Consider the following 22,066-nt stretch of genomic DNA (forward strand, 5'->3'; position numbering starts at 1 on the left):
CGGCCCCCGTACATGACCAGGACGTCGTCCGCCACCTGGCTGACCACGCCCAGGTCGTGGGTGATCAGGATGATCGCCGACCGGAACTCCTCCTGGAGGTCACTGAGCAGGTCCAGGATCTGCGCCTGCACCGTCACATCCAACGCCGTGGTCGGCTCGTCGGCGATCAACAGATCCGGGTCGTTCACCAGCGCCATCGCGATCATCGCCCGCTGCCGCATACCCCCGGAGAACTCATGCGGATACTGGTCGAACCGCTTCGCCGGCTGCGGGATCCCCACCCGACCCAGCATGTCCACCGCCCGAGTCCGGGCCTCCCGCTTCCCGGCCCGCGGGTGGTGCACCCGGTACGCCTCGGCGATCTGCTTACCGACCGTGTAGTACGGGTGCAGCGCCGACAGCGGATCCTGGAAGATCATTGCCATGTCCCGGCCCCGCAGCCGCCGCACCTCCTCCTCCGCCAGCCCCACCAACTGACGACCACCCACCGAGATCTCCCCCGAGATGGCCGCCCGCTTCGTGCTGTGCAGCCCGAGGATCGCCAACGACGTGACGCTCTTACCCGAACCCGACTCCCCCACGATGCCCAACGTGCGACTCCGCTCGACGGCGAAGGAGACCCCGTCGACGGCCTTCACCACGCCGTCCTCCGTGTCGAACCGCACCCGCAGGTCCCGAACCTGCAGATAGGGGCCCTCGCCCGGGCGCGGCACCGGTAGCTCCACCATGTCGATCCTCCCGTCAGTTCAGCCGGACCCGCGGGTCGATGACCGCGTAGAGCACGTCGACCACGATGTTGGCGACCACGATGAACACCGCCGCCAGCAGCACGGTCGCCATGACCACCGGCAGGTTGAGGAACTGCACCGCCTCCACGGTGGCCTTGCCCAGCCCCTGCAGGCCGAAGATCGTTTCGGTGATGAAGGTGCCGCCGAGGCTGGTGCCGATGTCCAGGCCGGCGATCGTGACGATCGGCGTGACCGCGGCGCGCAGCGCGTGCCGGGTGTGCACCTGCCGGGCGGACAGCCCCTTGGCCCGGGCAGTCCGGACGAAGTCCTCGGACAGGGTCTCCAGCATCTGGGCCCGGGCCAGCCGGGCGTAGAGCGCCGAGTTGAGGAAGCCGAGCGTCATCCAGGGCAGCAGCAGCCCCACTGCCCAGCGGGCCGGGTTCTCCGTCAACGGGGTGTAGCTGGGGAACGGCAGCAGCCCGGTGGCGTAGACCAGCAGGTAGAGCAGGATCAGGCCGAAGAAGTAGACCTGCATGGACGCCCCGGCCAGAGTGACCCCGATGGCGGCCCGGTCGAGGGCCGTGCCCCGGCGCAACGCCGACACCATGCCCAGCGAGACCCCCAGGGTCAGCCACAGCACCGCGCCGCCGAGGACGATGCTGAAGGTCACCGGGGCGCGCTGAACGATGATCTCAGTGACCGGCTGGTTGTTGCGGAACGAGTAGCCCAGGCAGGGCGCCGGGCAGTCCTGGCGGAAGTCCCCCTCGCCGTACGTGCGGCCGACGAAGACGCCCTTGACGAATTCCGTGTACTGGCGCGGCAGCGGCTGGTCGATGCCGAGGCGCCGCTCGACCTGGGCGATGTCCGCGGCGGTGCAGTTCTTGCCGCACATCACCTTGGCCGGGCTGCTCGGCACCGCGAAGAAGAGACCGAAGGTGACGAGGCTGATCACGGCGAGGGTCACCGCGGCGACGAGCAGCCGCCGGACGACGAATCGGAGCACGGGAGCACCTCCCCCGGTGGACGGGTGGGGGCGGCCCGGAGTGGACCGCCCCCACGGGACGGTCACTGCTTCACGTGGATGCCGTTCAGCGAGATGATGCCGAAGGCGTCGCTGAGGAACGCGTTGCCGACCTTCGAGCCGTGCAGCTCGTAGGTGGCGTCGTAGTAGCAGGGCACGACCGGGGCGTACTCCCGCATGATCTTCTGGTCCAGGGCCATCCAGGCGGCGTCCTGCTGGGCGGCGGGCAGGTTGCGCACCCGGTCGACCTCCGCGCTGACCGACGGCTCGTTGAGGTACGAGACGTTGTTGTTGCCCTCGTCGACGATCTCCCGGCCGTCGTAGACCGGCGGGATGATGGTGGAGCCGGTCGGCCAGTCCGAGCCCCAGCCACTGAGGTAGAGGTCGTACGGGTTGTTCCTGCGGCCGATCTCGTCGTAGTAGCTGGTGCTGTCGATGGGCTTCATGACGATGTCGAAGCCCATGTCGGTGAGGTTCTTCCGGATCGCCTCGGCCTGCTGGGTGCGCAGTTCGGTGTTGGAGTGGGCGAGCACCAGCTTCGGCTTCTTCCCGGCCAGCAGGTCGGTGACCTTCGCCTTGTCCCCGGTGACCGGGGCGTTGAACACGTCGTACTTCTGCCAGCCGGCGGTGGTCGGCGACATGAGCGTGGTGGCCGGGCTGCCGGCGGCCTGCCCGCCGATCGCCTTCAGCGCCGCGTCCTTGTCCACGGCGTAGTTCAGCGCCCGGCGGACGGTCAGGTCGGTGACCCGCTGGGTGTTGATGCTGAGCACCCAGGTGTACTGCGTCGGGCCCTTGACCACCCGCTCGGCCACCCCGGCCGTCGTGGTCCGGGGCAGCACGGCCGGCGGCACGTCGGTCCAGCTCAGCGCCGCCTGGTCGGCCGGGGCGTCGGCGACCAGCCGCTCGGCGATCTGCGCCTGCTCCAGGCCGAAGGTGACCCGGATGGCGTCGGGGTACGCGTTGCGGATCGGGTCGGTCTTCGGGTCCCAGTTGGGGTTGCGCGAAAGCTCCAGCGCCACGTCCCGCTCGTACGACTTCACCTTGTACGGGCCGGACGAGAACGGCCGCAGGTCGTAGTTGGCCCGGGTGTCCTTGGCGGCGGGCACCGGGGCGGTGGTGGGCAGCGCCGCCGCGTACGGCAGGTCGCAGTGCGGCTGCGGGAAGGTGAACCGGATGGTCCGGTCGTCGGGCGTCTCGACACCGTCCGGCGTCGCCTTGCCACCGTCGTACGGCCCCTTGTAGGTGGCGTTGTACGCGCCGTCCGGGTAGAGCCACTGCTGGATGTAGTGCGGCCCCTCGTTGAGGTTCGCGGCGAACGAGCGGGCCAGGCCGTACGCGACGTCCTTGCTGGTCACCGGGGAGCCGTCCTCGTACTTCACCCCGTCGCGCAGGGTGAACTCCCAGACCTTGCAGTCGTTGTTGACGTCCTTGCCGGGATTGGTGGCCAGGTCGCCGACGAGCAGCAGCTTGCCGCTGCCGTCCTCCTTGTAGCCGTTGAGCGCCCGGTAGAGCAGCCCGCCGGTCACCTGCTGCGTGTTGACGTAGTTGCGGGCCGGGTCGAGGTGCTCGAAGTCGGTGTTCTGCATGACGGTGAGCGTGCCGCCGGCCTTGGCGCCGTCGACCGCCTTCGCCGGCCCCTGGTTGTCGGCCGCCTCGTAGGAGATCGAGCCGGTCTGGGTCTTCGCCTTCTCGTCGCTGCCGCCTCCGCCGTCGGTGGTGGGGCTGCAACCGGCGGCGACGAGCGCCGCCGCGGCCAGGACACCGGTCAGTGTCCGGGTTCGTGTGCGCACGGATGTGCTCCCTTCCCGCCCGGCGGCCCCCGCCGGCCGGGCGTGTCGATGGCCGTGGGGGTTACCGGGTGGAGCGGGGATCCAGCGAGTCGCGCAGCGCGTCACCGAAGAGGTTGAACGCCAGGACCAGCAGGAAGATCGTCAACCCGGGGAACAGGGTGTACCAGGGGTCGCTCGCGACGTAGCCGATGCTGTTGTAGATCATGCGGCCGAGGTCGGGCGTGGGTTCGGTGACGCCGATGTTGACGAAGGCCAGCGCCGCCTCGATGGCGATGAACTGCGGCACGTTGAGCGAGACGGTGACCAGGATGGGCGCCCAGATGTTCGGCAGCAGTTGCCGGAACAGCAGGTGCCCGGTGCCGGCGCCGGCGGCCCGGGCCGCCTCGACGAACTCCCGCTCGCGCAGCGAGATCACCTGGCCGCGGACCAGTCGCGCCGTGTAGGTCCAGCTGAACAGGGCGAAGGTGGCGATGATCAGGGCGACCCGGAAGGCCGGCGGCGGCGCCTCCCGTTCGGTGTAGAAGCGGTCCTGGAGGATCGGGATCACGGCGAGGGCGAAAATGAGGAACGGGAACGCCAGGGTGAGGTCGATCAACCAGTTGACCGCGCTGTCCAGCCAGCCCCGTGCCCAGCCGGCCAGCACGCCGACCGCGACCCCGATGAACGACGCCAGCAGGGCCGAGGCGAAGGCGATGAACAATGACGTGCGCAGCCCGTACACCAACTGGAGCAGGATGTCCCGGCCGCTGCCGGGTTCGAGCCCGAGCCAGTGGTCGGCGCTGATGCCGCCGGCGTAGCCGATCGGCATTCCGAAATCGTTGAGCCGGCCGACGAACTTGTCGGTGGGGTCGATTCCGGTGAGCCGGCCGAGCAGCGGCGCGCCGAGCGCGACGAGGGCGGCCACGGCCAGCGTCAGTGCGCTGACCCGGGCCGTCCGGTCCCGCTTGAGCCGCAGCCAGGCGAGCTGGTTGGGCGACCGGCCGAGGATTTCCCGGCGGTCGGCGGCGGGCCGGCCGGCGGCTTCGACGGCCGGGTCCGGGGCCGCCCGATCGCCCGGTGCGGTCAACGACGGTGGATGGGACAGGTCGCTCATGGAGTCCTCCCGACGGGGGGCGAAAACGTCCTGCCACCCGACGGTAAACCGCTGCGGATCAGTGAATGGAATCGTTACGGTAACGGCCGTATCGGTTGTCATGAATTGACAACGATACGGTTTACGGAAAGCGTCGCCGCAATAACGGCGGGCTTCGGTTGTCATCCGTTCGGCTATTCGCGCGACAGTTCCACAATGGGTTTCCGTGGATGCCGAATCCGGTTGTCAGCCGTTCGGACATTCCCCGGCGCCGATGCCACAGCCGCCGCCCGCGAGAGCCGGGGGCGTAACACCACGTGACGCTTCGCGTTCACACCGTCCACTTAGGGTTCTCCTCGGCCCGGTCGCACGACGCCCGGGCCGACACCCGGCCCCCACCCCGGGGCCCCGACGGAAGGACGACCCATGCCCTTCGCCCCTCGCACCGCCGCCCTGGCCCTGGCCGCCGCGCTCGGCGGCCTCGCCGCGGTGGCCACCCCGACGGCGGCCGGCGCGGCGCCCCGCCCCGGCCCCGAGACCCCGTCGGCGCTGCTGCTCACCGTCGACGGCGGCGGCGACGACGTCCGCGCCACCGTGCTGGTCTGCGGCCCCGCCGGCGGCCTGCACCCCGACCCGGCGACCGCCTGCCGGCTCCTCGCTCGCGTCGACGGCCACCTCGACGCGCTCGAGGTGCGGCCCGGGCCGTGCACCCGGGAGTACGCCCCGGTCACCGCCCGCGCCGTGGGCTTCTGGCAGGACCGGCCCGTCGCGTACGCCCGGACCTACGACAACCGGTGCCACCTACGGCGCGGCACGGACGTGCTGTTCGACTTCTGACCGGAGGGCCGGCGCCCGCCGCTGGCCCGCCGCGCCCCGGCTCAGCGGGCCAGCGAGATCGAGGCCCGGCCGATGTACGCCAGCTGCAACCCGAAGGCCACCAGGGCGACCGGCACGCCCAGGAGCACGGCCGGGCCGGTCGGCAGGCCGGCCAGCCCGGCCAGCAGGGCGGCGCCGAGGCCGAGCAGCAGCGCGTTGACCGCGCCGACCAGCGCGGCGGCGGTCAGCAGCAGGTGCCACCGGCCGGGCCGGGCGCCCACCGCCGTCCAGGCGGATCGCACCCCGCCCCCGGGCGTCACCGCGTCGGCGAAGAAGTCCTGGTCACCGGCGAACCGCCGGTGGTACCAGGCCCGGATCCGCTGCATCCGTTGCAGGTCCAGGGAGTTCTCCACCATGTTCTGCACCAGCCGGCCGAAGGTGAGCAGCCCGGTGACCACCAGGGTGGGCAGCACCGCGCCCAGGTACGGCCGGAGCAGCGGGCCGTTGCCGGAGACGAAGCCCAGCCCGATCAGCGCGGCGGAGAGCAGTGACAGGAAGACCGTTGTCCGGCCCACCGACTCGGCGACGGTGGCGCTGCGGCTGGTCTGGAGCACGAAGTGCTCGGTGGTGAGGGCGGTGAGCAGCGCCTGCTCCCGTGCGTCGTCGTCCATCCCACCCTCCGGTGTCGGTCACCGCCACCCTACGAAGCGCCACCGCGCCAACGGGCCGGAACCGGGCGGGCCCGTCACACTCCCGCGCCCCCGCCTGCCGGCCCGGGCGGGCCCGGGCGGACAATGACGGCGGGCGTGAGAGTCGCGGCCGGCGGGGACGGGCGGGAGGCCGGGGCGGGGTGTCCGAGGCGGTGGAGCAGGGGGCGACGGGCGGCGCCCGGGAGCTGCGCGCCGACTGCGCGCGCTGCTTCGGGATCTGCTGCGTCGCGCCGGCGTTCGCCGCCTCCGCCGACTTCGCGGTCGACAAGCCCGCCGGGCAGCCCTGCCCCAACCTGGGCGCCGACTCCCGCTGCGGCATCCACCGGGACCTGCGGCAGCGCGGCTTCCCCGGCTGCACCGTCTTCGACTGCTTCGGCGCCGGCCAGCACGTCGCCCAGGGCACCTTCGCCGGGCGGGACTGGCGGGCCGACCCGGCGACGGCGCGGCGGATGTTCGACACCTTCGCGGTGATGCGGCCGCTGCACGAGCTGCTCTGGTATCTGACCGAGGCCCTCGCGCTGACCCCGCCCGGCCCGCTGCGGGACGAGCTGGCCGCCGCCCTGGCCGAGACCGGACGGCTCACCGACGGCACCCCGGAGCAGGTGCTCGCCGTCGACGTCGACGCGCACCGGGACCGGGTCAACCGGCTGCTGTCCCGGGCCGGCGAGCGGGCCCGGGCGGGCCGGGCCGGCGTGGACCGGCGGGGCGCGGTGCTGATCGGCGTGGACCTGCGCCGGGCCGGGCTGGCCGGCGCGAACCTGCGTGGGGCCAGCCTGATCGGCGCGGACCTGCGCGGGGTGGACCTCGGCGCGGCCGACCTCACCGGCGCGGACCTGCGCGGCGCCGACCTGCGCGGGGCGGACCTGGGCGACTGCCTGTTCCTGCACCAGTCGCAGCTCGACGCGGCCCGCGGCGACCACCGCACGGTCCTGCCGGCCGGCGTGCGCCGCCCGGCCCACTGGTCGTCGCTGACCGTCACCCCGGTCCGTTCGCCGGACGGTCCGGCGGCCGACGGTCGGTCGGCCGGCGGTCGCCCGTCCGGCGGACGGTCGGGCCGCGACCGGTCGGGCGGCGGCAGGTCGAGCGGCGGGCGGTCGGCGGGCCGCCGGCGCTGACCGACCACGCGACCGGCCGGGGTTTCGCCGGGGCCGCGCCGGGTAGGCGGCGTCACCGTGGCGACGGACGGGAGGCGGACCGGTGAAGTACGAGGTACGGCAGGGCCAGCAGCCGGTCGATCCGGCGCACGCCGAGGACGAGGCCGGCCAGGCCCGGCTGGTCCAGGTGGAGGCGGACACGGACGTGCCGGCGCCGGAGCCGGGCGCGCCGAAACCGGACGAGGTGACCGAGGACGACGGTTCCGGCGTGGCCGGCGGGGCGTCCGGCAGCAGCTCCGGCGGCTCCTCGATGCCGACCCACCCGGACGCGGCCCGCTGAGCGTTTGCCCCCGGGCGGGGCGGGCAGGAGTGCCACATGACGAGTGAAGAGTCCTTCGGCCGCGCGGCCACCGACGAGCCCGACGGCGCGACCGCGTACGAGGCGTCGCTGCGCCCGCCGGGCGAGTCCCTGCACACCACCGACGACACCGGTGACGACTTCGCCGACCTGCCGGCCGAGGATCGCCGCTCCGCCCGGGAGATCAGCCGGGCCGGCTACGACGTCGCGGCCGTCTCCGGCACCGGCGACCCGGCGAACGAGCCGGAGGAGATCGAGGAGGGCCGCCCGGAGCGGTGAGCCGAACCCGGACCCGCCGCGTCAGCCTCGGGCCGGCACCCCGGCGCGGGCCTCCGCCATGCCCCGGTTGGCCAGCGCGTCGGCCCGCTCGTTCTCCGGGTGCCCGTTGTGGCCCTTCACCCAGAGCCAGGTCACCTCGTGCCGGGCGCAGGCCGCCTCCAGCCGCTGCCACAGGTCGGCGTTCTTCACCGGCTGCTTCGCCGCGGTCAGCCAGCCGTTGCGCTTCCAGGAGGCCAGCCAGCCGGTGATGCCGTTGCGCACGTAGGTGCTGTCGGTGTGCAGCCGTACGGTCACCGGGCGGGTCAGGCTCTCCAGCGCCTGGATCGCGGCGGTCAGCTCCATCCGGTTGTTGGTGGTCGGGGTGGCCTCGCCGCCGCACAGCTCGCGCTCGTGCCCGCCCCAGCGCAGCAGCACGCCCCAGCCGCCGGGGCCGGGGTTGCCGCTGCACGCCCCGTCGGTCCAGATCTCCACGACCCCGCCGGTCGCCGCTTCCGCCATGCCGGAAACCTACCCGGTACGCCCCCGCGCGTGACCACCACCCGACCGGGCTCGGCGCGGCGACGGAAACCGCACGACACCGCCGAGGCGGTCTGGCAGGGTCACCGATCATGGACGGACGGTGGGACGGCCTGCGGGCCGAGGTGCGCGCGGTCCGCGACCGGGTGGCCGCGGAACTCGGCCGCTGACCGCTGTCGAAACGGGCGGTCGCCGTTCGTGTCAGGGGTGGAGGGCCGGCAGCGGGCCGGCCCGCGTCCCGAGGGAGCGGCATGCGGAAGATCATCGTCACCGAGAACGTCAGCCTGGACGGGGTGATGCAGGCGCCCGGGCGGCCCGACGAGGACACCCGGGACGGCTTCACCCGGGGCGGCTGGGCGATCCCCTTCAACGACCCGGTGATGGGGCGGAAGATGGGCGAGGGCATGGCCTCGACCGGTGCGCTGCTGCTCGGCCGCCGCACCTGGGCCGACTTCGCCGGCTACTGGCCCCGGCAGACCGGCAACCCGTTCACCCCGGTGCTCGACGCGCTGCCCAAGCACGTCGCCTCGACCACGCTGGACGAGCCGCTGCCCTGGGTGAACTCGCACCTGCTGAAGGGCGACGTGATCGAGGCGGTACGGGAGCTGAAGGCGCAGCCCGGGCCGGACATCGCGGTCCTCGGCAGCGGTGAGCTGGTCCGGTCGCTGCGGCGGCACGGGCTGGTCGACGCGTACGTGCTGCTGATCCACCCGGTGGTGCTGGGCGGCGGGCGGCGGCTGTTCGACCCCGGTGACGAGCCCGGCGCGCTGCGGCTCACCGACAGCGTCACCACCACCACCGGGGTGGTGATCGCCCGCTACGAGCCGGCCTGACCAGCGACCGGCGGCCCGGCCTCCGGCACGGGGGCGGGGGCCGGGTCGCGGCGGAGCCGGGCGCGCAGCCGACCGGCGGCGTCGCCGAGCACCGCGCCGGTCATCGGCAGCAGCGGGCTGGACCGCATCACCGCCAGGTCCTCGACCGGCGAGGTGGCGCCGTCGAGGAAGCGCAGCACCCGCTCCGGCGGGTTGCGGTCGAAGAGCCGCTCGAAGAACGCCACCCCGCCGACGTGCCCCCGGTCCAGCGCGCGCAGCGCCACCGCGTCCATCCACCGGTGCCGCCGCGGGTACGCGGGCGCCGGCACCGGCGGCCGGCCGGCCGCCAGGGCCCGGGCCACCTGCTCGGCCTGGCGGAGCATCGCCGAGAAGGTGAACCCGGTGGACGGGCGGGTGGCGCCGCCGGCCGTGCCGAGGCGGACCACCCGGGGTGAGGGGCGGGGTACGAACGGGCCGTCGGTCATCGGGATCACCCCGTTCTCCACCTCGCGCACCCGCAGCCCCGTCAGGTCCAGGCCGAGCAGGCCGGCGTAGCCGCGCAGCGCCGCGTCGTAGCCCGCGTCGGTGAGCACGGCGGGGGCGAACTCGGTGTACTCGACCAGGGCGTACCGGTCGTCGACCGGCAGCACGTAGCCGAACGAGACGCCCCGGGCGGGCTGCGGGGTGCGGAAGTCCATCAGCACCGCCCGGCCCGGGTCGAAGGTGGGCCGGTCGGCCGCCAGCCACCAGCCCCGGAAGTGCTGCAACCAGTTGGTCCGCCCCGGCCGGGCCGGCGGGCGGGGCCGGGAGTCGAGCACCCAGCCGGCCCGGACCAGCGGCCGCCCCTCCGGGTCGTGCACGGTCACCCGGTGACCGTCGTCGGCCAGCCCGCCGGCCGGCGCGCCGATCCGCACCGCGCCCAGCCGCCGCTCGGCCGCGGCAGCCCGGTCGTAGACCGGGCCGGAGCGGAGCATGGCGTACCGCAGCGGGGTGAGCGGCAGGACGCGGCGGCCGGCGGGCGTGACCACGTCTACCCGCGACCAGCTCGCGCTCAGCAGCGGGTCGAGGTCTCCGCCGGGCGCGCCCCAGAACGCCCAGGTGCGGTCCTGGCCGCGCTTGTGCACCGGGTCGACCACGGCGACACGCAGGCCGGTCACGTCGTGCCGGTCCAGGGCGGCCAGCACCAGGGAGGCGGCGCCCCCGCCGCCCACCAGCGCGAGGTCGGCCTCGACCGGGGTGGCGTGCACCCGCCCACGCTGCCACACCCCCCGGCGGGCGGGCCGGGCGGGACCCGCCGTCCCGGGCCGGGAGCGGCGCGTAGATTCGCAGGGGATCATCGAGAACGGGGGGACGGCATGGCGCAGGCGCCGCTGCGGGTGGGGTTGCTGGGGTACGGGATCGCCGGGCGGGTGTTCCACGCCCCGCTGGTCGCCGCCACGCCCGGTCTACGGCTGGACGCGGTGGTCACCCGGGACCCGGAGCGCCGCGCCCAGGTGCACGCCGAGCACCCGGACGCCCGGGTGGTCGACGACGCCGACCATCTCTGGCGGGCCGCCGACACCCTCGACCTGGTGGTGGTGGCCACGCCCAACCGGCAGCACGTGCCGATGGCCCGGGCCGCGGTGGCGGCCGGCCTGCCGGTGGTGGTGGACAAGCCGCTCGCGCCGACCGCCGAGGAGGGCCGGGCGCTGGTCGCGGAGGCGGCCGCGGCGGGAGTGCCGCTGACCGCCTTCCAGAACCGCCGCTGGGACGGGGACTTCCTGACCGTGCGCCGGCTGGTCGAAGCGGGCGGGCTGGGCCGGGTGACCCGCTTCGAGTCCCGGTTCGAGCGGTGGCGGCCGGCGATCAAGCCGGGCTGGCGGGAGAGCGCCGCGCCCGGCGAGGCCGGCGGCGCGCTGTTCGACCTCGGCGCCCACCTGGTCGACCAGGCGGTGCGGCTGTTCGGCCCGGTGGAGCGGGTCTACGCCGAGGTGGACCGGCGCCGGCCGGGCGCCGAGGTGGACGACGACGCGTTCGTGGCGCTCACCCACGCCGGCGGGGTCCGCTCGCACCTGTGGATGAGCGCGGTGACCGCGCAGCTCGGCCCGCGCTTCCGGGTGCTCGGCGACCGGGGCGCCTACACCTCGTACGGGCTGGACCCGCAGGAGGCGGCGCTGCGCGACGGCGGCCGGCCCGGCACCCCGGGCTGGGGCGAGGTCGACCCGGACCAGTACGGCCGGCTCGGCGTCGACGGCGAGCTGCGGCCGGTGCCCACCGAGGCGGGCCGCTACCAGGACTTCTACGCCCAGGTGGTGGCGGCGCTGCGGGACGGTGCGCCGCTGCCGGTGGACCCGGCCGACTCGGTCGGGGTGGTCGAGCTGATCGAGTTGGCCCACCGGTCGGCGGCGGAAGGGATGACGCTGCCGGTGCCGCCGCTGCCCTGAGCCGAGCCCCGCTCAGGCGACGGTCGCCGGGGTCTCCCGGCCGTCCGGCGCCGGGTCGGCGTAGGCGGCGGCCACGGTGGCCCGGTTGAAGACCCGCCAGGTCGCGGCGATCACCGCGACGGCCACCACCAACCCCACCCAGTAGGGCGCGGTGATCCCGTACCGGTCGGCGACCACCCCGCCGAGCAGCGCGCCGACGCAGTTGCCGCCCGCGGCGATGAACAGCGTCGTGCTGCCCACCCGGCCCATCAGCGCGGGTGGGGTGAGCCGCTGGCGCAGCGAGTTGGCGACCATGTTCCACAACGCGCCGTGCACCCCGAAGGCGAACAGCGCCAGCCCGACCACCACGGCGCTGCGCGAGGCGGCCAGGGCCAGGTGCAGGCCGGCCTCGACGAGCAGGCCCACCCGGACGGTCCAGGTCGCGGTGATGGTGGCGACCAGCCGGTCGCCGACCGCCGAGCCGAGCAACCCGCCCACGGCCATGCAGGTGAACAGCGCGCCGTAGCCGACCGAGCCGAGGCCGAGCCGGTCGGTGGCGAGCAGCACCAGCACCGCGAGGGCGGCGGTCAGGGTGACGTTGAGCAGCCCGATGAGCAGGGTCATGGTGCGCAGCAGCCGCTGGGACAGCAGCCAGCGGAACCCCTCGGCCACCTCCGCGCGGACCGAGCGGCGCCCGCCCGCCCCGGGCGAGCCCCGGTACGACCCGGCGAGCAGGCCGACGAGGACGGCGCTGAGCGCGTACGTGCCGGCGTTGACGGCGAACGGGATGGCCGCCGCCACCACGAAGAGGAAGCCGCCGAGCGGCCCGGCGACCATGTTCTGCATGATCTGGGTGCCGCCGCCGAGCCAGCCGTTGGCCCGTTCCAGGCGGGACCGGGGCACCACCGCGGGCACGACCGCCTGAGCGGCGCTGCGGAACACCACCTCGCCGGTGTTGATCACGAACAGCACCGCGTAGAGCAGCGCCACCCCGGCCCGGTCGGCGACCATCGCGACGGCCAGCACGGCCAGCGCGGCCACCCGCAGCCAATCGATGACCACCATCAGCCGGCGCCGGTCCACCCGGTCCACCAGCACCCCGCCGGGCAGAGCGAACAGCAGCCAGGGCAGCCAGGCCACCGCGGCGCCGGCCGAGACGGTCAGCGGGTCGTCGGTCTTCGAGGCGACGTAGAGCGGGGCGGCCACCGTGGCCATGCCGCTGCCCAGCGCCGACATGGTGCTGGCCGTCCAGAGCCGGGCGAAACGCCCGTCGAGCCGATCCCCCGCGGTCCCCGTCACGGCGAGGCAACCTACCAGGGATCGGACGCCGCGCCGACCGGGTTACCGCACCGGTCGGACCAGCTCACCGTTCCTCGGCGGGGGGCCAGCCGGGGGCGACATCCGCCGCGAGCCGCTCCCAGGCTCCCGCGCCGCCGGGCAGCGGCCAGGCCCGGTTCCGGCCCAGGTCGCGTGCCACGTCGCGCAGCGCGGCGCCGAACTGCTGCGACGCGGCGACGAGCCGCGCGGGCGCGACATCGGTGCGGCCCGCGAGGGCGGCCATCCGCTCGGAGAACACGCGCAGCTCCCGTCGTTCCCCGGCGGCGGCCAACGCGGGGTCGACGGGCGGGGCCAGGACCAGCACCGCCGGTCGGCTCCCTTCGGCCAGCGCGGCGACGATCCGGTCGTGGCCGTCGAGCACCAGCAGCGTCTGAAGGCCGCTGACCCACCAGAGCAGCACGGGTGGCAGCGTCCCGTCGCGGACCCGCCGACGCCACGACCGCACCCGGGCGCTGTCCGGCGCGGCGAGTCGCCGCAGCGGGAGGATGTCCCGCTGGTCCTCGACCGGGTGGCCGTAGCCGAACCAGGTGATGTGGCCACGGTCCGGATCGACCACCGGCAGCCGCGGCCAGTGGCTCGGCACCGCCCAGTGCGGCATACCGGGGGTGAGGGTCCACGGCCCGCGGTGCAACGGCCCGTCCTCGGCCTCGGCGAGCCACCCCGCGAACCGGTGGGCCCAGCGGGCCGCTCGATCCCCCTCGCCGCTGGCATCCCCCACGCGTCTGGCCTCCGCGGCGCTGATCGGTGGGACCGGCGAGCGGTAGGCCCCGGTCCGGACGTAGTGGACGCCGTGATGCCGGGGATGTTGTCGCGCCAGCAGGACGACCCGGTCGGCCTGGCGGATCAGGAACCGCCGCGCGCCCGCCACCTCCACCCGCAGGCCCGGACGCACCGGCGTGTCCACCTCGAGGGCCAGGCCGTCCCAACCGCCTCCCGGAGCGGTCGGCAGCGCCGACCGGGCCACCCGACCGGTCATCCGGCGACCGGCGGGGGCGACGCGAACCGTCCGTGGCGCGGTGCGGTGGCGGGACACGCGGCCAGGATGGCCGATGGGTGGCCAGGCCCGCGACCGGATATCGGCCGGCCGGATGGGATCATCTCGCATGCCCGTCACCAACCCCTGGCTCGCCGGCCCCACCCCCACCGCCCGCGTCGACCGCGACCGCCTTGAGGAGCGCATCCTCAACCTGCTCTCCAGCCAGAACATGTGTGTGCTGGCCACCGCCGGCCCGGACGGCCCGCTGGCCACCCCGGTGCGCTACTTCCACCTGGACTTCACCCTGATGTTCACGGCGGTCGCCGACTCGCCGAAGATGCGCAACCTCGCCGCCGACCCGCGCGTCTCGATCGGGATCTTCGCGCCCCTCGTCGGCCAGGCCAGCAGCCGCGGCGCGCAGGTCTTCGGCCGCGCCCGGGTGCTGCATCCCGGCGACCCGGACTTCGAACAGCACTGGCCCGCGTACCGGTGGCAGTCCGACCACGTGGAGCGGTCCCGGTCGCTGGACGAGCCGCCGGCCGGGCCACTGGTCGTGGTGCCGGCGGAGCGGATCGTCTACACCGAACACTGGCTGCGCCGCGAGGGGTACGCGCCGCGCCAGTTCTGGCGGGCCGCCGGCCCCCGCTGAGCCCCTGCAGCGGGCGGGCACCGCCCGTGGCGGATCTCCCATTTCCCGTACGCCCCGCCACCGGATGGATCACAGTGGTGGCGTGGTGGAGGAGGTGGCATGACCGGCCTGCGTACCGACCTGTACGAGCTGCGGATGGCCGCCAGCTACCTGCGCCGGGACATGACGGAGCACGCCACGTTCAGCCTCTTCGTCCGCCGGCTGCCGCACCGGCGCGGCTTCCTGGTCGCCGCCGGGCTGGCCGAGGCGCTGGCGTTCCTGGAGAGCTTCGCCTTCGACGACGCCGAGCTGGGCTACCTGCGCGACGTCGTCGGGTTCGACCAGCCGGCCCTGACGGCGCTGGCCGGGCTGCGGTTCACCGGGGACGTGTGGGCCGTGCCGGAGGGTCGCGTGGTCTTCGCCGACGAACCGCTGCTGGAGGTCACCGCGCCGATCGCGGAGGCACAGCTGGTGGAGACGGGCGTGCTGAACCTGATCACGTTCCACACCACGGTGGCCACCAAGGCGGCCCGCTGCCGGCTCGCCGCCCCCGGCGCGCAGCTGATCGACTTCGCGTTCCGCCGTACCCACGGCATCGAGGCCGGCGCGGGGGTGGCACGGGCGTCGGCCATCGCCGGCTTCGCCGCGACCAGCGACGTCGAGGCCGCCATGCGGTACGGGATCGCCCCGTCCGGGACGATGGCCCACTCGTACGTGGAGGCGTTCCCCGACGAGCGGGCGGCGTTCCGTGCGTTCGCCGCCGACTTCCCCACGAACCCGATCTTCCTGGTCGACACCTACGACACGCCGGCGGGAGTCCGGGCCGCCGTCGACGTCGTCACCGAACTCGGGTTGACCGGCCCGCTCGGCGTACGGCTCGACTCCGGCGACCTCGGTGCGCTGGCCCGGCAGGCCCGGGCGATCCTGGACGACGCCGGGCTGCGGCACGCCAAGATCATCGCCAGCGGCAGCCTCGACGAGAACGTCCTCGCGGCGCTCGTGGCGCAGGGCGCACCGATCGACGGGTACGGCGTGGGCACCAAGATGGGCGTCTCGTACGACGCGCCGTCGCTGGACAGCGCCTACAAGCTGGTCGCCTACGGCGACCGGCCGGTGCTGAAGCTGTCCCCGGGCAAGGCCACGTTGCCCGCTGCCAAGCAGGTCTTCCGTGATCCGGCCGGCGCGGCGGGGGATGTGGTGGGGTTGCGCGACGAGCCACCACCGGGTGGCCGGGAGCCGCTGCTGGTGCCGGTCATGCGCGGTGGCCGCCGGCTCGACCCCGCCGACCCCGCCGAGGCGGTTCGCGCCGCCCGTGGCCGCTTCGACGCCGATCTCGCCTGGCTACCGGAGCCGGCCCGCCGGCTGGACGATCCGACGCCGCTGACCGCGACGGTCAGCCCGGCGCTGGCGGCGCTGCACGAGCGGGTGGCCGCGCGGCTCGGGCGCGGCTAGGCGGAACGTCCATCAGCGTGGTGGACGCCGGTGACGGTGACGGCCATCCGGTCGCCGCCGGCCCGGACCGCCGCGCCGGCCTCCGCCGGGGCCTGTCCGGTGAGGACCAGCGCGAGGTCGCGCCCGACCGGGATGATCCAGTGCGCCTGCCACCAGGCGGCGCCGTCGTGCGCGTACGCGAGCTCCACCACGTCGATGTCGCCGTCCAGCACCCGCCGGTCGACGACCCGCTGCCCCGGGGCGACCAGGGCGTCCGGCCCGGCCAGCCGGGCGAGTGGCACCGGTCCCTGCGGGAAGATCATCGCCTGGTCGGGGCCGAGCAGGTAGCACGGCGTCCCGTCCCCTGGTTCGGTGGGTGACTCCACGGCGAAGCCCGCCGGCCAGCAGAGGCTGAACGGCCCTATCTCCAGCCGCCAGTCCCCGTCCGGGCCGGCGGCGACGTCCACCACGCCGGGCACCGACGCGGCGCCGGACCCGACGACCGCCCGCCGCTCACCTCCGTCGGCGACGACGGTGACCTGCACCGTCGACGACCCGGCGGACCCGGTGAACCGGTACGGCCAGTACGGGACCAGCCGGGCGCCGTGCCCGGCCAGCCTGACGAACACGTGCCCCACGCCGACCTCCCCGAAAAGCCGACTAAGGCTACGCCTCGGTGATGGCGGTACCGTCCGGCCGCACCGGGGAGTGGCGGTCAGGCGAGACCGGCGTGGCGCAGCTCGACCTTGCGCACCTTGCCGCTGACCGTCATGGGGAACGCCGCCATCACCCGCACGTGCCGCGGGATCTTGTAGTGCGCGAGCCGGTCCCGGCAGAACTCGGCCACCTCCTCGACGGTGAGCGTGTCGTGCCCGTCGCGCAGGATCACGCAGGCCAGGATCTCCTCCCCGTAGCGCTCGTCGGGCACGCCGACCACCTGCACGTCGGAGATCTTCGGGTGCCGGTAGAGGAACTCCTCGATCTCGCGCGGGTAGACGTTCTCCCCACCCCGGATGATCATGTCCTTGATCCGGCCGACGATGGTCAGGTAGCCGTCCTCGCGCATCACCGCCAGGTCGCCGGTGTGCATCCAGCGCGCCGGGTCGATCGCCTCGGCCGTCTTCTCCGGCTCGTCCCAGTAGCCGAGCATCACCGAGTAGCCCCGCGTGCACAGCTCCCCCGGCTCGCCCCGGGGCACGGTCACCCCGGTCGCCGGGTCGACCACCTTCACCTCGACGTGCGGCAGCACCCGCCCCACCGTGGCGGTACGCCGGTCCAGGTCGTCGTCGTGCCGGGTCTGGGTGGAAACCGGCGAGGTCTCGGTCATGCCGTAGCAGATCGCCACCTCGGCCATGTGCATCCCGTCGATGACCCGCTTCATCACCTCCACCGGGCACGGCGAGCCGGCCATGATGCCGGTGCGCAGGCTGGACAGGTCGTAGGAGGCGAAGTCGGGCAGGGCCAGCTCGGCGATGAACATGGTCGGCACCCCGTACAGCGAGGTGGCCCGCTCGGCGGCGACCGCCCGCAGCGTCGCGGCCGGGTCGAAGGTCGGCGCGGGGATGATCACGCAGGCGCCGTGGCTGGTGGCCGCCAGGTTGCCCATCACCATGCCGAAGCAGTGGTAGAACGGCACGGGCAGGCAGATCCGGTCCCGCTCGGTGTAGCGGACCAGCTCGCCCACGAAGTAGCCGTTGTTGAGGATGTTGTGGTGCGACAGCGTCGCGCCCTTCGGGAACCCGGTGGTGCCCGAGGTGTACTGGATGTTGATCGGGTCGTCGCAGCTCAGCTCCGCCGCCCGGGCGGCCAGCCGCTCCACCGGCACCGACGCCCCGCCGGCCACCAGGTCGTCCCAGCTCGACTCGCCGAGCCAGACCACGGTGCCCAGCGCCGGGCAGGCGTCCCGGACCCCGGCGAGCATGCCCCGGTAGTCGCTGCTCCGGTAGCCGGGCGAGGAGACCAGCAGGCTCACCCCCGACTGGTTCAGCACGTACTCCAGCTCGTGCCGCCGGTAGGCCGGGTTGATGTTCACCATGATCGCGCCGATCGTGGCGGTGGCGTACTGCAGGAGGACCCATTCGGCGCAGTTCGGCGCCCAGATGCCGACCCGGTCCCCCTTGGCCACCCCCGCCGCCAGCAGGCCGCGGGCCAGGTCACCCACCGCGCGGCCGAGTTCGGCGTACGTCCAGCGCCGGCCGCCCGGGCAGTCGACCAGGGCCTCCCGGTCCGGGTACGCCGCGACGGCGCGGGCCAGGTTCGCGCCGATGGTGTCGCCGAGCAGCGGTGCGTCGGAGGTGCCACTGGCGTAGGAGGGCAGGCTCACCGGAAGTCCTCCTCGCGGTACTCGCCGGCCGGCCGCGCCCCGGCGGCGGCGTGCCTGTCCCGCTCGGCGGCGCGCAGCTCGGTCCGGCGGATCTTGCCGGAGATGGTCTTCGGCAGGTCGGCGAACTCCAACCGCCGCACCCGCAGGTACGGGGCCAGCCGGTCCCGCGAGTGGGCGAAGAGCGCCGCCGCGGTCTCCGGCCCCGGCGCCCAGCCGGGCGCGAGCACCACGTACGCCTTCGGCACGGCCAGCCGCACCGGGTCCGGCGACGGCACCACGGCCGCCTCCGCCACCGCCTCGTGCTCCAGCAGCACGCTCTCCAGCTCGAACGGCGACACCCGGTAGTCCGACGCCTTGAACACGTCGTCGGTGCGCCCCACGTAGGTGAGGTAGCCGTCGGCGTCCCGGGAGGCGATGTCCCCGGTGTGGTACCAGCCGTCCCGCATCGCGGTGGCGGTCAGCTCCTCGTCGCCGTGGTAGCCGACCATCAGCGCGGTGGGCCGGTGCGCCAGGTCCAGGCAGACCTCCCCGTCGTCGCCGACCTGGCCGGTGAGCGGGTCGACCAGGCGCACCACGTAACCGGGCAGCGGACGCCCCATCGAGCCGGGCTTCACCGGGGCGCCCGGCGGGTTGCCGATCTGCGCGGTCGTCTCGGTCTGCCCGTACCCGTCCCGGACCGTGACCCCCCAGGCCGCCTCGACCTGCTCGATCACCTCGGGGTTCAGCGGCTCCCCCGCGCCGACGACGCTGCGCGGCGGGCACGCGAGCTGGGTCAGGTCGGCCTGGATCAGCATCCGCCACACCGTCGGCGGCGCGCAGAAGCTGGTCACCCCGCAGCGGTCCATGGCGGCCATCAGCCCGGCCGGATCGAAGCGCGAGTAGTTGTAGACGAACACCGTGGCGCCGGCGTTCCACGGCGCGAACACGTTGCTCCACGCGTGCTTGGCCCACCCCGGCGAGGAGATGTTCAGGTGCACGTCGCCCGGACGCAGCCCGATCCAGTACATGGTGGACAGGTGCCCCACCGGGTACGAAGCGTGCGTGTGCTCGACCAGCTTCGGCCGGGCCGTGGTGCCGGAGGTGAAGTAGAGCAGCAGCGGGTCGTCGGCCCGGGTCGGCCCGTCCGGGGTGAACCCGTCGTCCGCGCCGTACGCGTCGGCGTAGTCGTGCCAGCCGTCGACCGGGGCGCCGACCGCGATCCGGGTGTAGTCGCCGGCCACCCCGGCGAACTTGCCGGCGTGCTCCGCCCCGACCACCACGTGCCGGGCCGCGCCGCGCGCCAGGCGGTCGGCCAGGTCGGCCGGGCCGAGCAGCGGCGTCGCCGGGATGATCACCGCGCGCAGCTTGATCGCGGCAAGGATCGTCTCCCAGAGTTCGAGCTGGTTGCCGAGCATGAGGATCAACCGGTCCCCGGCCCGCACGCCGCGGGCGCGCAGCCAGTTCGCCACCCGGTTCGACCGGCCGGACAACTCCGCGTACGACCAGCTCCCCTCGCCCCCGTCCGCCTCCACGATCCGCAGCGCGGTGGCGTCGTTGCCCTCGGCGAGCACGTCGAACCAGTCCAGCGCCCAGTTGAACTCGTCGAGCCGGGGCCAGCGGAACTTCTCGTACGCGGTCTCGTGGTCCGTCCGGTGCGCGAGCAGGAAGTCGCGCGCCTCGCGGAAGGCCTGGGTGCCGGCGGTGGCCATGGGGGTGTCCTTCCTGTCCCGGGCGCGCGGCCGGAGGGGGACGGCGCCGCGCGCAGTAGGCTGATCCTCGATCGGGTGACGCAGGTCTCACCACCCCCGGACGGGGGTGCCGGCGGGGAGGTGGCCCAGGTGGTGACGCTCTACCCGCGCGACGACGCCGACGAGGTCCGGGCCGGGCTGCTGACCCTGCGCCGCGGCACCGGCCTGCCGGTCGCCTTCGGCGGGCTGGTCCAGCCCGGCGGCCCGCCCCGGATGACCATCACCGAGCTGGCCGGCACCAGCACGACGGCGCTGCGCGGCCTCGCCATCCACGCCGGCGCCGGCCTCGGCGGCAAGGCGCTCGCCCTCGGGCTGCCGCTGCGGGTCGACGACTACCCGGTGGCCCGCTCGATCAGCCACGAGTACGACGCCCCGGTCTCCGCCGAGGGGCTGCGCTCGGTGGTCGCCGTGCCCGTGGTGGTGCGCCGCGAGGTCCGCGCGGTCCTCTACGGCGCGGTACGCCAGCGCCTGCCCCTGGGCGACCGCCTGGTCGCCGCCGCCGTCGACGCCGGACGGGACCTGGAACGTCGCCTCGCCGACCGGGACGCCGCCCGGGCGGCGCTGGCCGCCCTGCCGGCCGTGCCGTCCCGCCCGGACCCGACCGGGCCCGAGTGGGAGCAGGTCCGCCAGGCGCACGCCGAGCTGCGCGGCCTGCTGGGCCGGATCGCCGACCCCGAACTGCGCGACCGCCTCGACGCCGTCGCCGACCGGCTCGCCGGCGCGGTACGCCGCCCGGGGCCGCCGGCCGCGCCGGGCCTGTCGCCCCGGGAGACCGACGTGCTGGCCTGCGTCGCGCTGGGCTGCACCAACGCCGACGTGGCCGGGCAGCTCGGGCTACGCCCGGAGACGGTGAAGAGCTACCTGCGCTCGGCCATGCGCAAGCTCGGCGCGCACACCCGGCTGGAGGTCGTGGTCGCCGCCCGCCGCGCCGGCCTCCTCCCCTAGCCGCAGCTCTCCTCCGCAAGGTCCACTCCGCCGTGCCCGGCGGGTGTGGACCCACACACCCTCCAAGGCGTCCTAGGAGGCTAGCTCCCCCGGCGATGTGGGTCAGCTGGACAGGCAGCCCAGAGGTTGCCTAATATCGGGATAGGCAACCACCCGGTTGCCTGTGCGGAGAGGACGAGCGGTGGACGACGTGTTCCGGGCGCTGGCCGACGCCAGCCGCCGCCGGCTGCTCGACCGCCTCAACGTCCGCAACGGACAGAGCCTGCGCGAGCTGTGCGCCGGGCTCGACATGACCCGACAGTCGGTGAGCAAGCACCTCGCGGTGCTGGAAGCGGCCGGGCTGGTGACCACCACGCGACGCGGGCGGGAGAAGCTGCACCACCTCAACGCCGCCCCCATCAACGCCGTCGCCGACCGGTGGATCGGCCGGTACGACCGGGCCCGGGCGCAGGCCCTCGCCGACCTGCAGACAGCATTGGAGGGGCAGCCCGTGGAGAGCCCGACGTTCGTCTACACCACCTACATCCGCACCACCCCGGAGCGGCTCTGGACGGCGCTCATCGCGCCCGAGTTCACCCGCCGCTACTGGGGCGGCGTCACCCTCGTCTCCGACTGGCGGGCCGGCTCGCCCCTGCTCTGGCAGGATTCCCCCGACGCCGAACCGAAGGACCTCGGCCAGCGGGTGCTGGAGGCGCAGCCCCACCGGCGGCTGGCGTACACCTGGCACGGCTTCCAGCCCGAGCACGCCGCGCACTTCGGCTGGTCCGACGAGGAACTCGCCGCCCGGCTCGGCGAGCGCCGCTCGAAGGTCACCTTCGACCTCACCCCGCACGGCCAGACGGTCCGGCTGACCGTCACCCACGACGACTTCTCCCCCGGCAGCGAGATGCACCGGGCGGTCAGCGGGCAGCTCGACGGCAGCGGCGGCTGGCCGGAGCTGCTGGCCAGCCTCAAGAGCCTGCTGGAGACCGGCGAGCCGCTGCCGGAGCCGGTCCCCGCCGGCTGAGCCGGCGCGCGCCGGCGGGCACCCGCGCGGCGAACCCGGCGACCGCCCCGATCAGCAACGCGGATCCGGCCCGCAGACCCCAGAATCCCGCTTC

The 22,066-nt window shown here is 74.4% G+C and carries 22 protein-coding genes; 10 read left to right on the forward strand and 12 right to left on the reverse strand.

The features are described 5' to 3' along the window. From ABZV78_RS26590 to ABZV78_RS26605, 4 genes are all read right to left on the reverse strand, one after another. Window positions 1-728 (reverse strand): ABC transporter ATP-binding protein (locus ABZV78_RS26590; protein ID WP_355642798.1); only part of this gene is annotated, 728 nt, incomplete at its 3' end. Between the two features lie 13 nt (window positions 729-741). Next, the gene (locus ABZV78_RS26595; RefSeq protein ID WP_355642800.1) at window positions 742-1,731 is read right to left on the reverse strand and encodes an ABC transporter permease; all 990 of its coding nucleotides are present in this window, start codon (window positions 1,729-1,731) and stop codon (window positions 742-744) included. Window positions 1,732-1,793: 62 nt separating this feature from the next. After that, window positions 1,794-3,539, reverse strand: a complete 1,746-nt coding sequence (locus ABZV78_RS26600; protein ID WP_355642802.1) for an ABC transporter substrate-binding protein — start codon at window positions 3,537-3,539, stop codon at window positions 1,794-1,796. A gap of 61 nt (window positions 3,540-3,600) precedes the next feature. Next, the gene (locus ABZV78_RS26605; RefSeq protein ID WP_355642804.1) at window positions 3,601-4,632 is read right to left on the reverse strand and encodes an ABC transporter permease; all 1,032 of its coding nucleotides are present in this window, start codon (window positions 4,630-4,632) and stop codon (window positions 3,601-3,603) included. Window positions 4,633-5,037: 405 nt separating this feature from the next. Between ABZV78_RS26605 and ABZV78_RS26610 the strand changes: the two genes are divergently transcribed. Continuing rightward, window positions 5,038-5,448 (forward strand): SSI family serine proteinase inhibitor, encoded by a 411-nt coding sequence (locus tag ABZV78_RS26610; protein WP_355642806.1) that lies wholly within the window; start codon window positions 5,038-5,040, stop codon window positions 5,446-5,448. 41 nt (window positions 5,449-5,489) lie between these two features. On the opposite strand, the gene ABZV78_RS26615 is transcribed toward ABZV78_RS26610, so the two are convergent. Continuing rightward, window positions 5,490-6,098: a hypothetical protein gene (locus tag ABZV78_RS26615; RefSeq protein WP_355642808.1), complete on the reverse strand. Its 609-nt coding sequence runs from the start codon at window positions 6,096-6,098 to the stop codon at window positions 5,490-5,492. A gap of 179 nt (window positions 6,099-6,277) precedes the next feature. On the opposite strand from ABZV78_RS26615, the gene ABZV78_RS26620 reads away from it, so the two are divergent. The 3 genes from ABZV78_RS26620 (at window position 6,278) to ABZV78_RS26630 (ending at window position 7,868) form a co-directional block, all read left to right on the forward strand. Beyond that, window positions 6,278-7,252: a pentapeptide repeat-containing protein gene (locus tag ABZV78_RS26620; protein WP_355642809.1), complete on the forward strand. Its 975-nt coding sequence runs from the start codon at window positions 6,278-6,280 to the stop codon at window positions 7,250-7,252. Between the two features lie 82 nt (window positions 7,253-7,334). Next, window positions 7,335-7,571: a preprotein translocase YidC gene (locus tag ABZV78_RS26625; protein ID WP_355642811.1), complete on the forward strand. Its 237-nt coding sequence runs from the start codon at window positions 7,335-7,337 to the stop codon at window positions 7,569-7,571. A gap of 36 nt (window positions 7,572-7,607) precedes the next feature. Continuing rightward, on the forward strand, window positions 7,608-7,868 hold the full coding sequence (locus ABZV78_RS26630; protein WP_355642813.1) for a hypothetical protein: 261 nt from the start codon (window positions 7,608-7,610) through the stop codon (window positions 7,866-7,868). Between the two features lie 21 nt (window positions 7,869-7,889). On the opposite strand, the gene rnhA is transcribed toward ABZV78_RS26630, so the two are convergent. Beyond that, window positions 7,890-8,366, reverse strand: coding sequence for a ribonuclease HI (gene rnhA / locus ABZV78_RS26635; protein WP_355642815.1), 477 nt, complete (start codon window positions 8,364-8,366; stop codon window positions 7,890-7,892). 269 nt (window positions 8,367-8,635) lie between these two features. On the opposite strand from rnhA, the gene ABZV78_RS26640 reads away from it, so the two are divergent. Continuing rightward, complete coding sequence (locus ABZV78_RS26640; RefSeq protein ID WP_355642817.1) at window positions 8,636-9,217, forward strand: dihydrofolate reductase family protein; 582 nt, start codon at window positions 8,636-8,638, stop codon at window positions 9,215-9,217. Here ABZV78_RS26640 and ABZV78_RS26645 read toward each other — a convergent pair. Next, window positions 9,202-10,461 (reverse strand): lycopene cyclase family protein, encoded by a 1,260-nt coding sequence (locus ABZV78_RS26645; RefSeq protein ID WP_355642819.1) that lies wholly within the window; start codon window positions 10,459-10,461, stop codon window positions 9,202-9,204. The genes ABZV78_RS26640 and ABZV78_RS26645 overlap by 16 nt on opposite strands. 90 nt (window positions 10,462-10,551) lie before the next feature. Between ABZV78_RS26645 and ABZV78_RS26650 the strand changes: the two genes are divergently transcribed. Next, window positions 10,552-11,619, forward strand: coding sequence for a Gfo/Idh/MocA family oxidoreductase (locus ABZV78_RS26650; protein WP_355642821.1), 1,068 nt, complete (start codon window positions 10,552-10,554; stop codon window positions 11,617-11,619). 12 nt (window positions 11,620-11,631) lie between these two features. On the opposite strand, the gene ABZV78_RS26655 is transcribed toward ABZV78_RS26650, so the two are convergent. Next, window positions 11,632-12,897 (reverse strand): MFS transporter, encoded by a 1,266-nt coding sequence (locus tag ABZV78_RS26655; RefSeq protein ID WP_355642823.1) that lies wholly within the window; start codon window positions 12,895-12,897, stop codon window positions 11,632-11,634. A gap of 64 nt (window positions 12,898-12,961) precedes the next feature. Then, complete coding sequence (locus ABZV78_RS26660) at window positions 12,962-13,912, reverse strand: hypothetical protein (RefSeq protein ID WP_355642825.1); 951 nt, start codon at window positions 13,910-13,912, stop codon at window positions 12,962-12,964. 127 nt (window positions 13,913-14,039) lie between these two features. Here ABZV78_RS26660 and ABZV78_RS26665 point away from each other — a divergent pair, with 127 nt between their 5' ends. Beyond that, a complete protein-coding gene (locus ABZV78_RS26665) occupies window positions 14,040-14,561 on the forward strand; it encodes a pyridoxamine 5'-phosphate oxidase family protein (RefSeq protein ID WP_355642827.1) in 522 nt (173 codons plus the stop codon). Window positions 14,562-14,660: 99 nt separating this feature from the next. Continuing rightward, the gene (locus ABZV78_RS26670) at window positions 14,661-15,992 is read left to right on the forward strand and encodes a nicotinate phosphoribosyltransferase (RefSeq protein ID WP_355642829.1); all 1,332 of its coding nucleotides are present in this window, start codon (window positions 14,661-14,663) and stop codon (window positions 15,990-15,992) included. Here the strand turns inward: ABZV78_RS26670 and ABZV78_RS26675 are convergent. The 3 genes from ABZV78_RS26675 to ABZV78_RS26685 form a co-directional block, all read right to left on the reverse strand. Further along, complete coding sequence (locus ABZV78_RS26675; RefSeq protein ID WP_355642831.1) at window positions 15,989-16,609, reverse strand: hypothetical protein; 621 nt, start codon at window positions 16,607-16,609, stop codon at window positions 15,989-15,991. The two genes, ABZV78_RS26670 and ABZV78_RS26675, sit on opposite strands and share 4 nt — an antisense overlap. Before the next feature lie 77 nt (window positions 16,610-16,686). Continuing rightward, entirely contained in the window at window positions 16,687-18,288 is a 1,602-nt protein-coding gene (locus ABZV78_RS26680) for an AMP-binding protein (protein ID WP_355642839.1), read from the reverse strand. A 2-nt stretch (window positions 18,289-18,290) separates the two neighbouring features. Beyond that, complete coding sequence (locus ABZV78_RS26685) at window positions 18,291-19,982, reverse strand: AMP-binding protein (protein WP_355642833.1); 1,692 nt, start codon at window positions 19,980-19,982, stop codon at window positions 18,291-18,293. 75 nt (window positions 19,983-20,057) lie between these two features. Between ABZV78_RS26685 and ABZV78_RS26690 the strand changes: the two genes are divergently transcribed. After that, on the forward strand, window positions 20,058-20,966 hold the full coding sequence (locus ABZV78_RS26690) for a helix-turn-helix transcriptional regulator (protein WP_355642835.1): 909 nt from the start codon (window positions 20,058-20,060) through the stop codon (window positions 20,964-20,966). Window positions 20,967-21,147: 181 nt separating this feature from the next. Then, on the forward strand, window positions 21,148-21,972 hold the full coding sequence (locus tag ABZV78_RS26695; RefSeq protein ID WP_355642837.1) for a metalloregulator ArsR/SmtB family transcription factor: 825 nt from the start codon (window positions 21,148-21,150) through the stop codon (window positions 21,970-21,972). The last annotated feature ends 94 nt before the right edge of the window (window positions 21,973-22,066 follow it).

It is taken from the genome of Micromonospora sp. NPDC004540, assembly GCF_040610095.1.
Lineage (GTDB): Bacteria > Actinomycetota > Actinomycetes > Mycobacteriales > Micromonosporaceae > Micromonospora.

Excerpts from the sequence above, each read along its gene's own strand:
- ABZV78_RS26630 (WP_355642813.1), top strand. The coding sequence starts at position 7,608 with ATGACGAGTGAAGAGTCCTTCGGCCGCGCGGCCACCGACGAGCCCGAC.
- ABZV78_RS26605 (WP_355642804.1), bottom strand. The coding sequence starts at position 4,632 with ATGAGCGACCTGTCCCATCCACCGTCGTTGACCGCACCGGGCGATCGG.
- ABZV78_RS26650 (WP_355642821.1), top strand. The coding sequence starts at position 10,552 with ATGGCGCAGGCGCCGCTGCGGGTGGGGTTGCTGGGGTACGGGATCGCC.
- rnhA (WP_355642815.1), bottom strand. The coding sequence starts at position 8,366 with ATGGCGGAAGCGGCGACCGGCGGGGTCGTGGAGATCTGGACCGACGGG.
- ABZV78_RS26685 (WP_355642833.1), bottom strand. The coding sequence starts at position 19,982 with ATGGCCACCGCCGGCACCCAGGCCTTCCGCGAGGCGCGCGACTTCCTG.
- ABZV78_RS26660 (WP_355642825.1), bottom strand. The coding sequence starts at position 13,912 with ATGACCGGTCGGGTGGCCCGGTCGGCGCTGCCGACCGCTCCGGGAGGC.
- ABZV78_RS26615 (WP_355642808.1), bottom strand. The coding sequence starts at position 6,098 with ATGGACGACGACGCACGGGAGCAGGCGCTGCTCACCGCCCTCACCACC.
- ABZV78_RS26670 (WP_355642829.1), top strand. The coding sequence starts at position 14,661 with ATGACCGGCCTGCGTACCGACCTGTACGAGCTGCGGATGGCCGCCAGC.
- ABZV78_RS26665 (WP_355642827.1), top strand. The coding sequence starts at position 14,040 with ATGCCCGTCACCAACCCCTGGCTCGCCGGCCCCACCCCCACCGCCCGC.
- ABZV78_RS26640 (WP_355642817.1), top strand. The coding sequence starts at position 8,636 with ATGCGGAAGATCATCGTCACCGAGAACGTCAGCCTGGACGGGGTGATG.
- ABZV78_RS26610 (WP_355642806.1), top strand. The coding sequence starts at position 5,038 with ATGCCCTTCGCCCCTCGCACCGCCGCCCTGGCCCTGGCCGCCGCGCTC.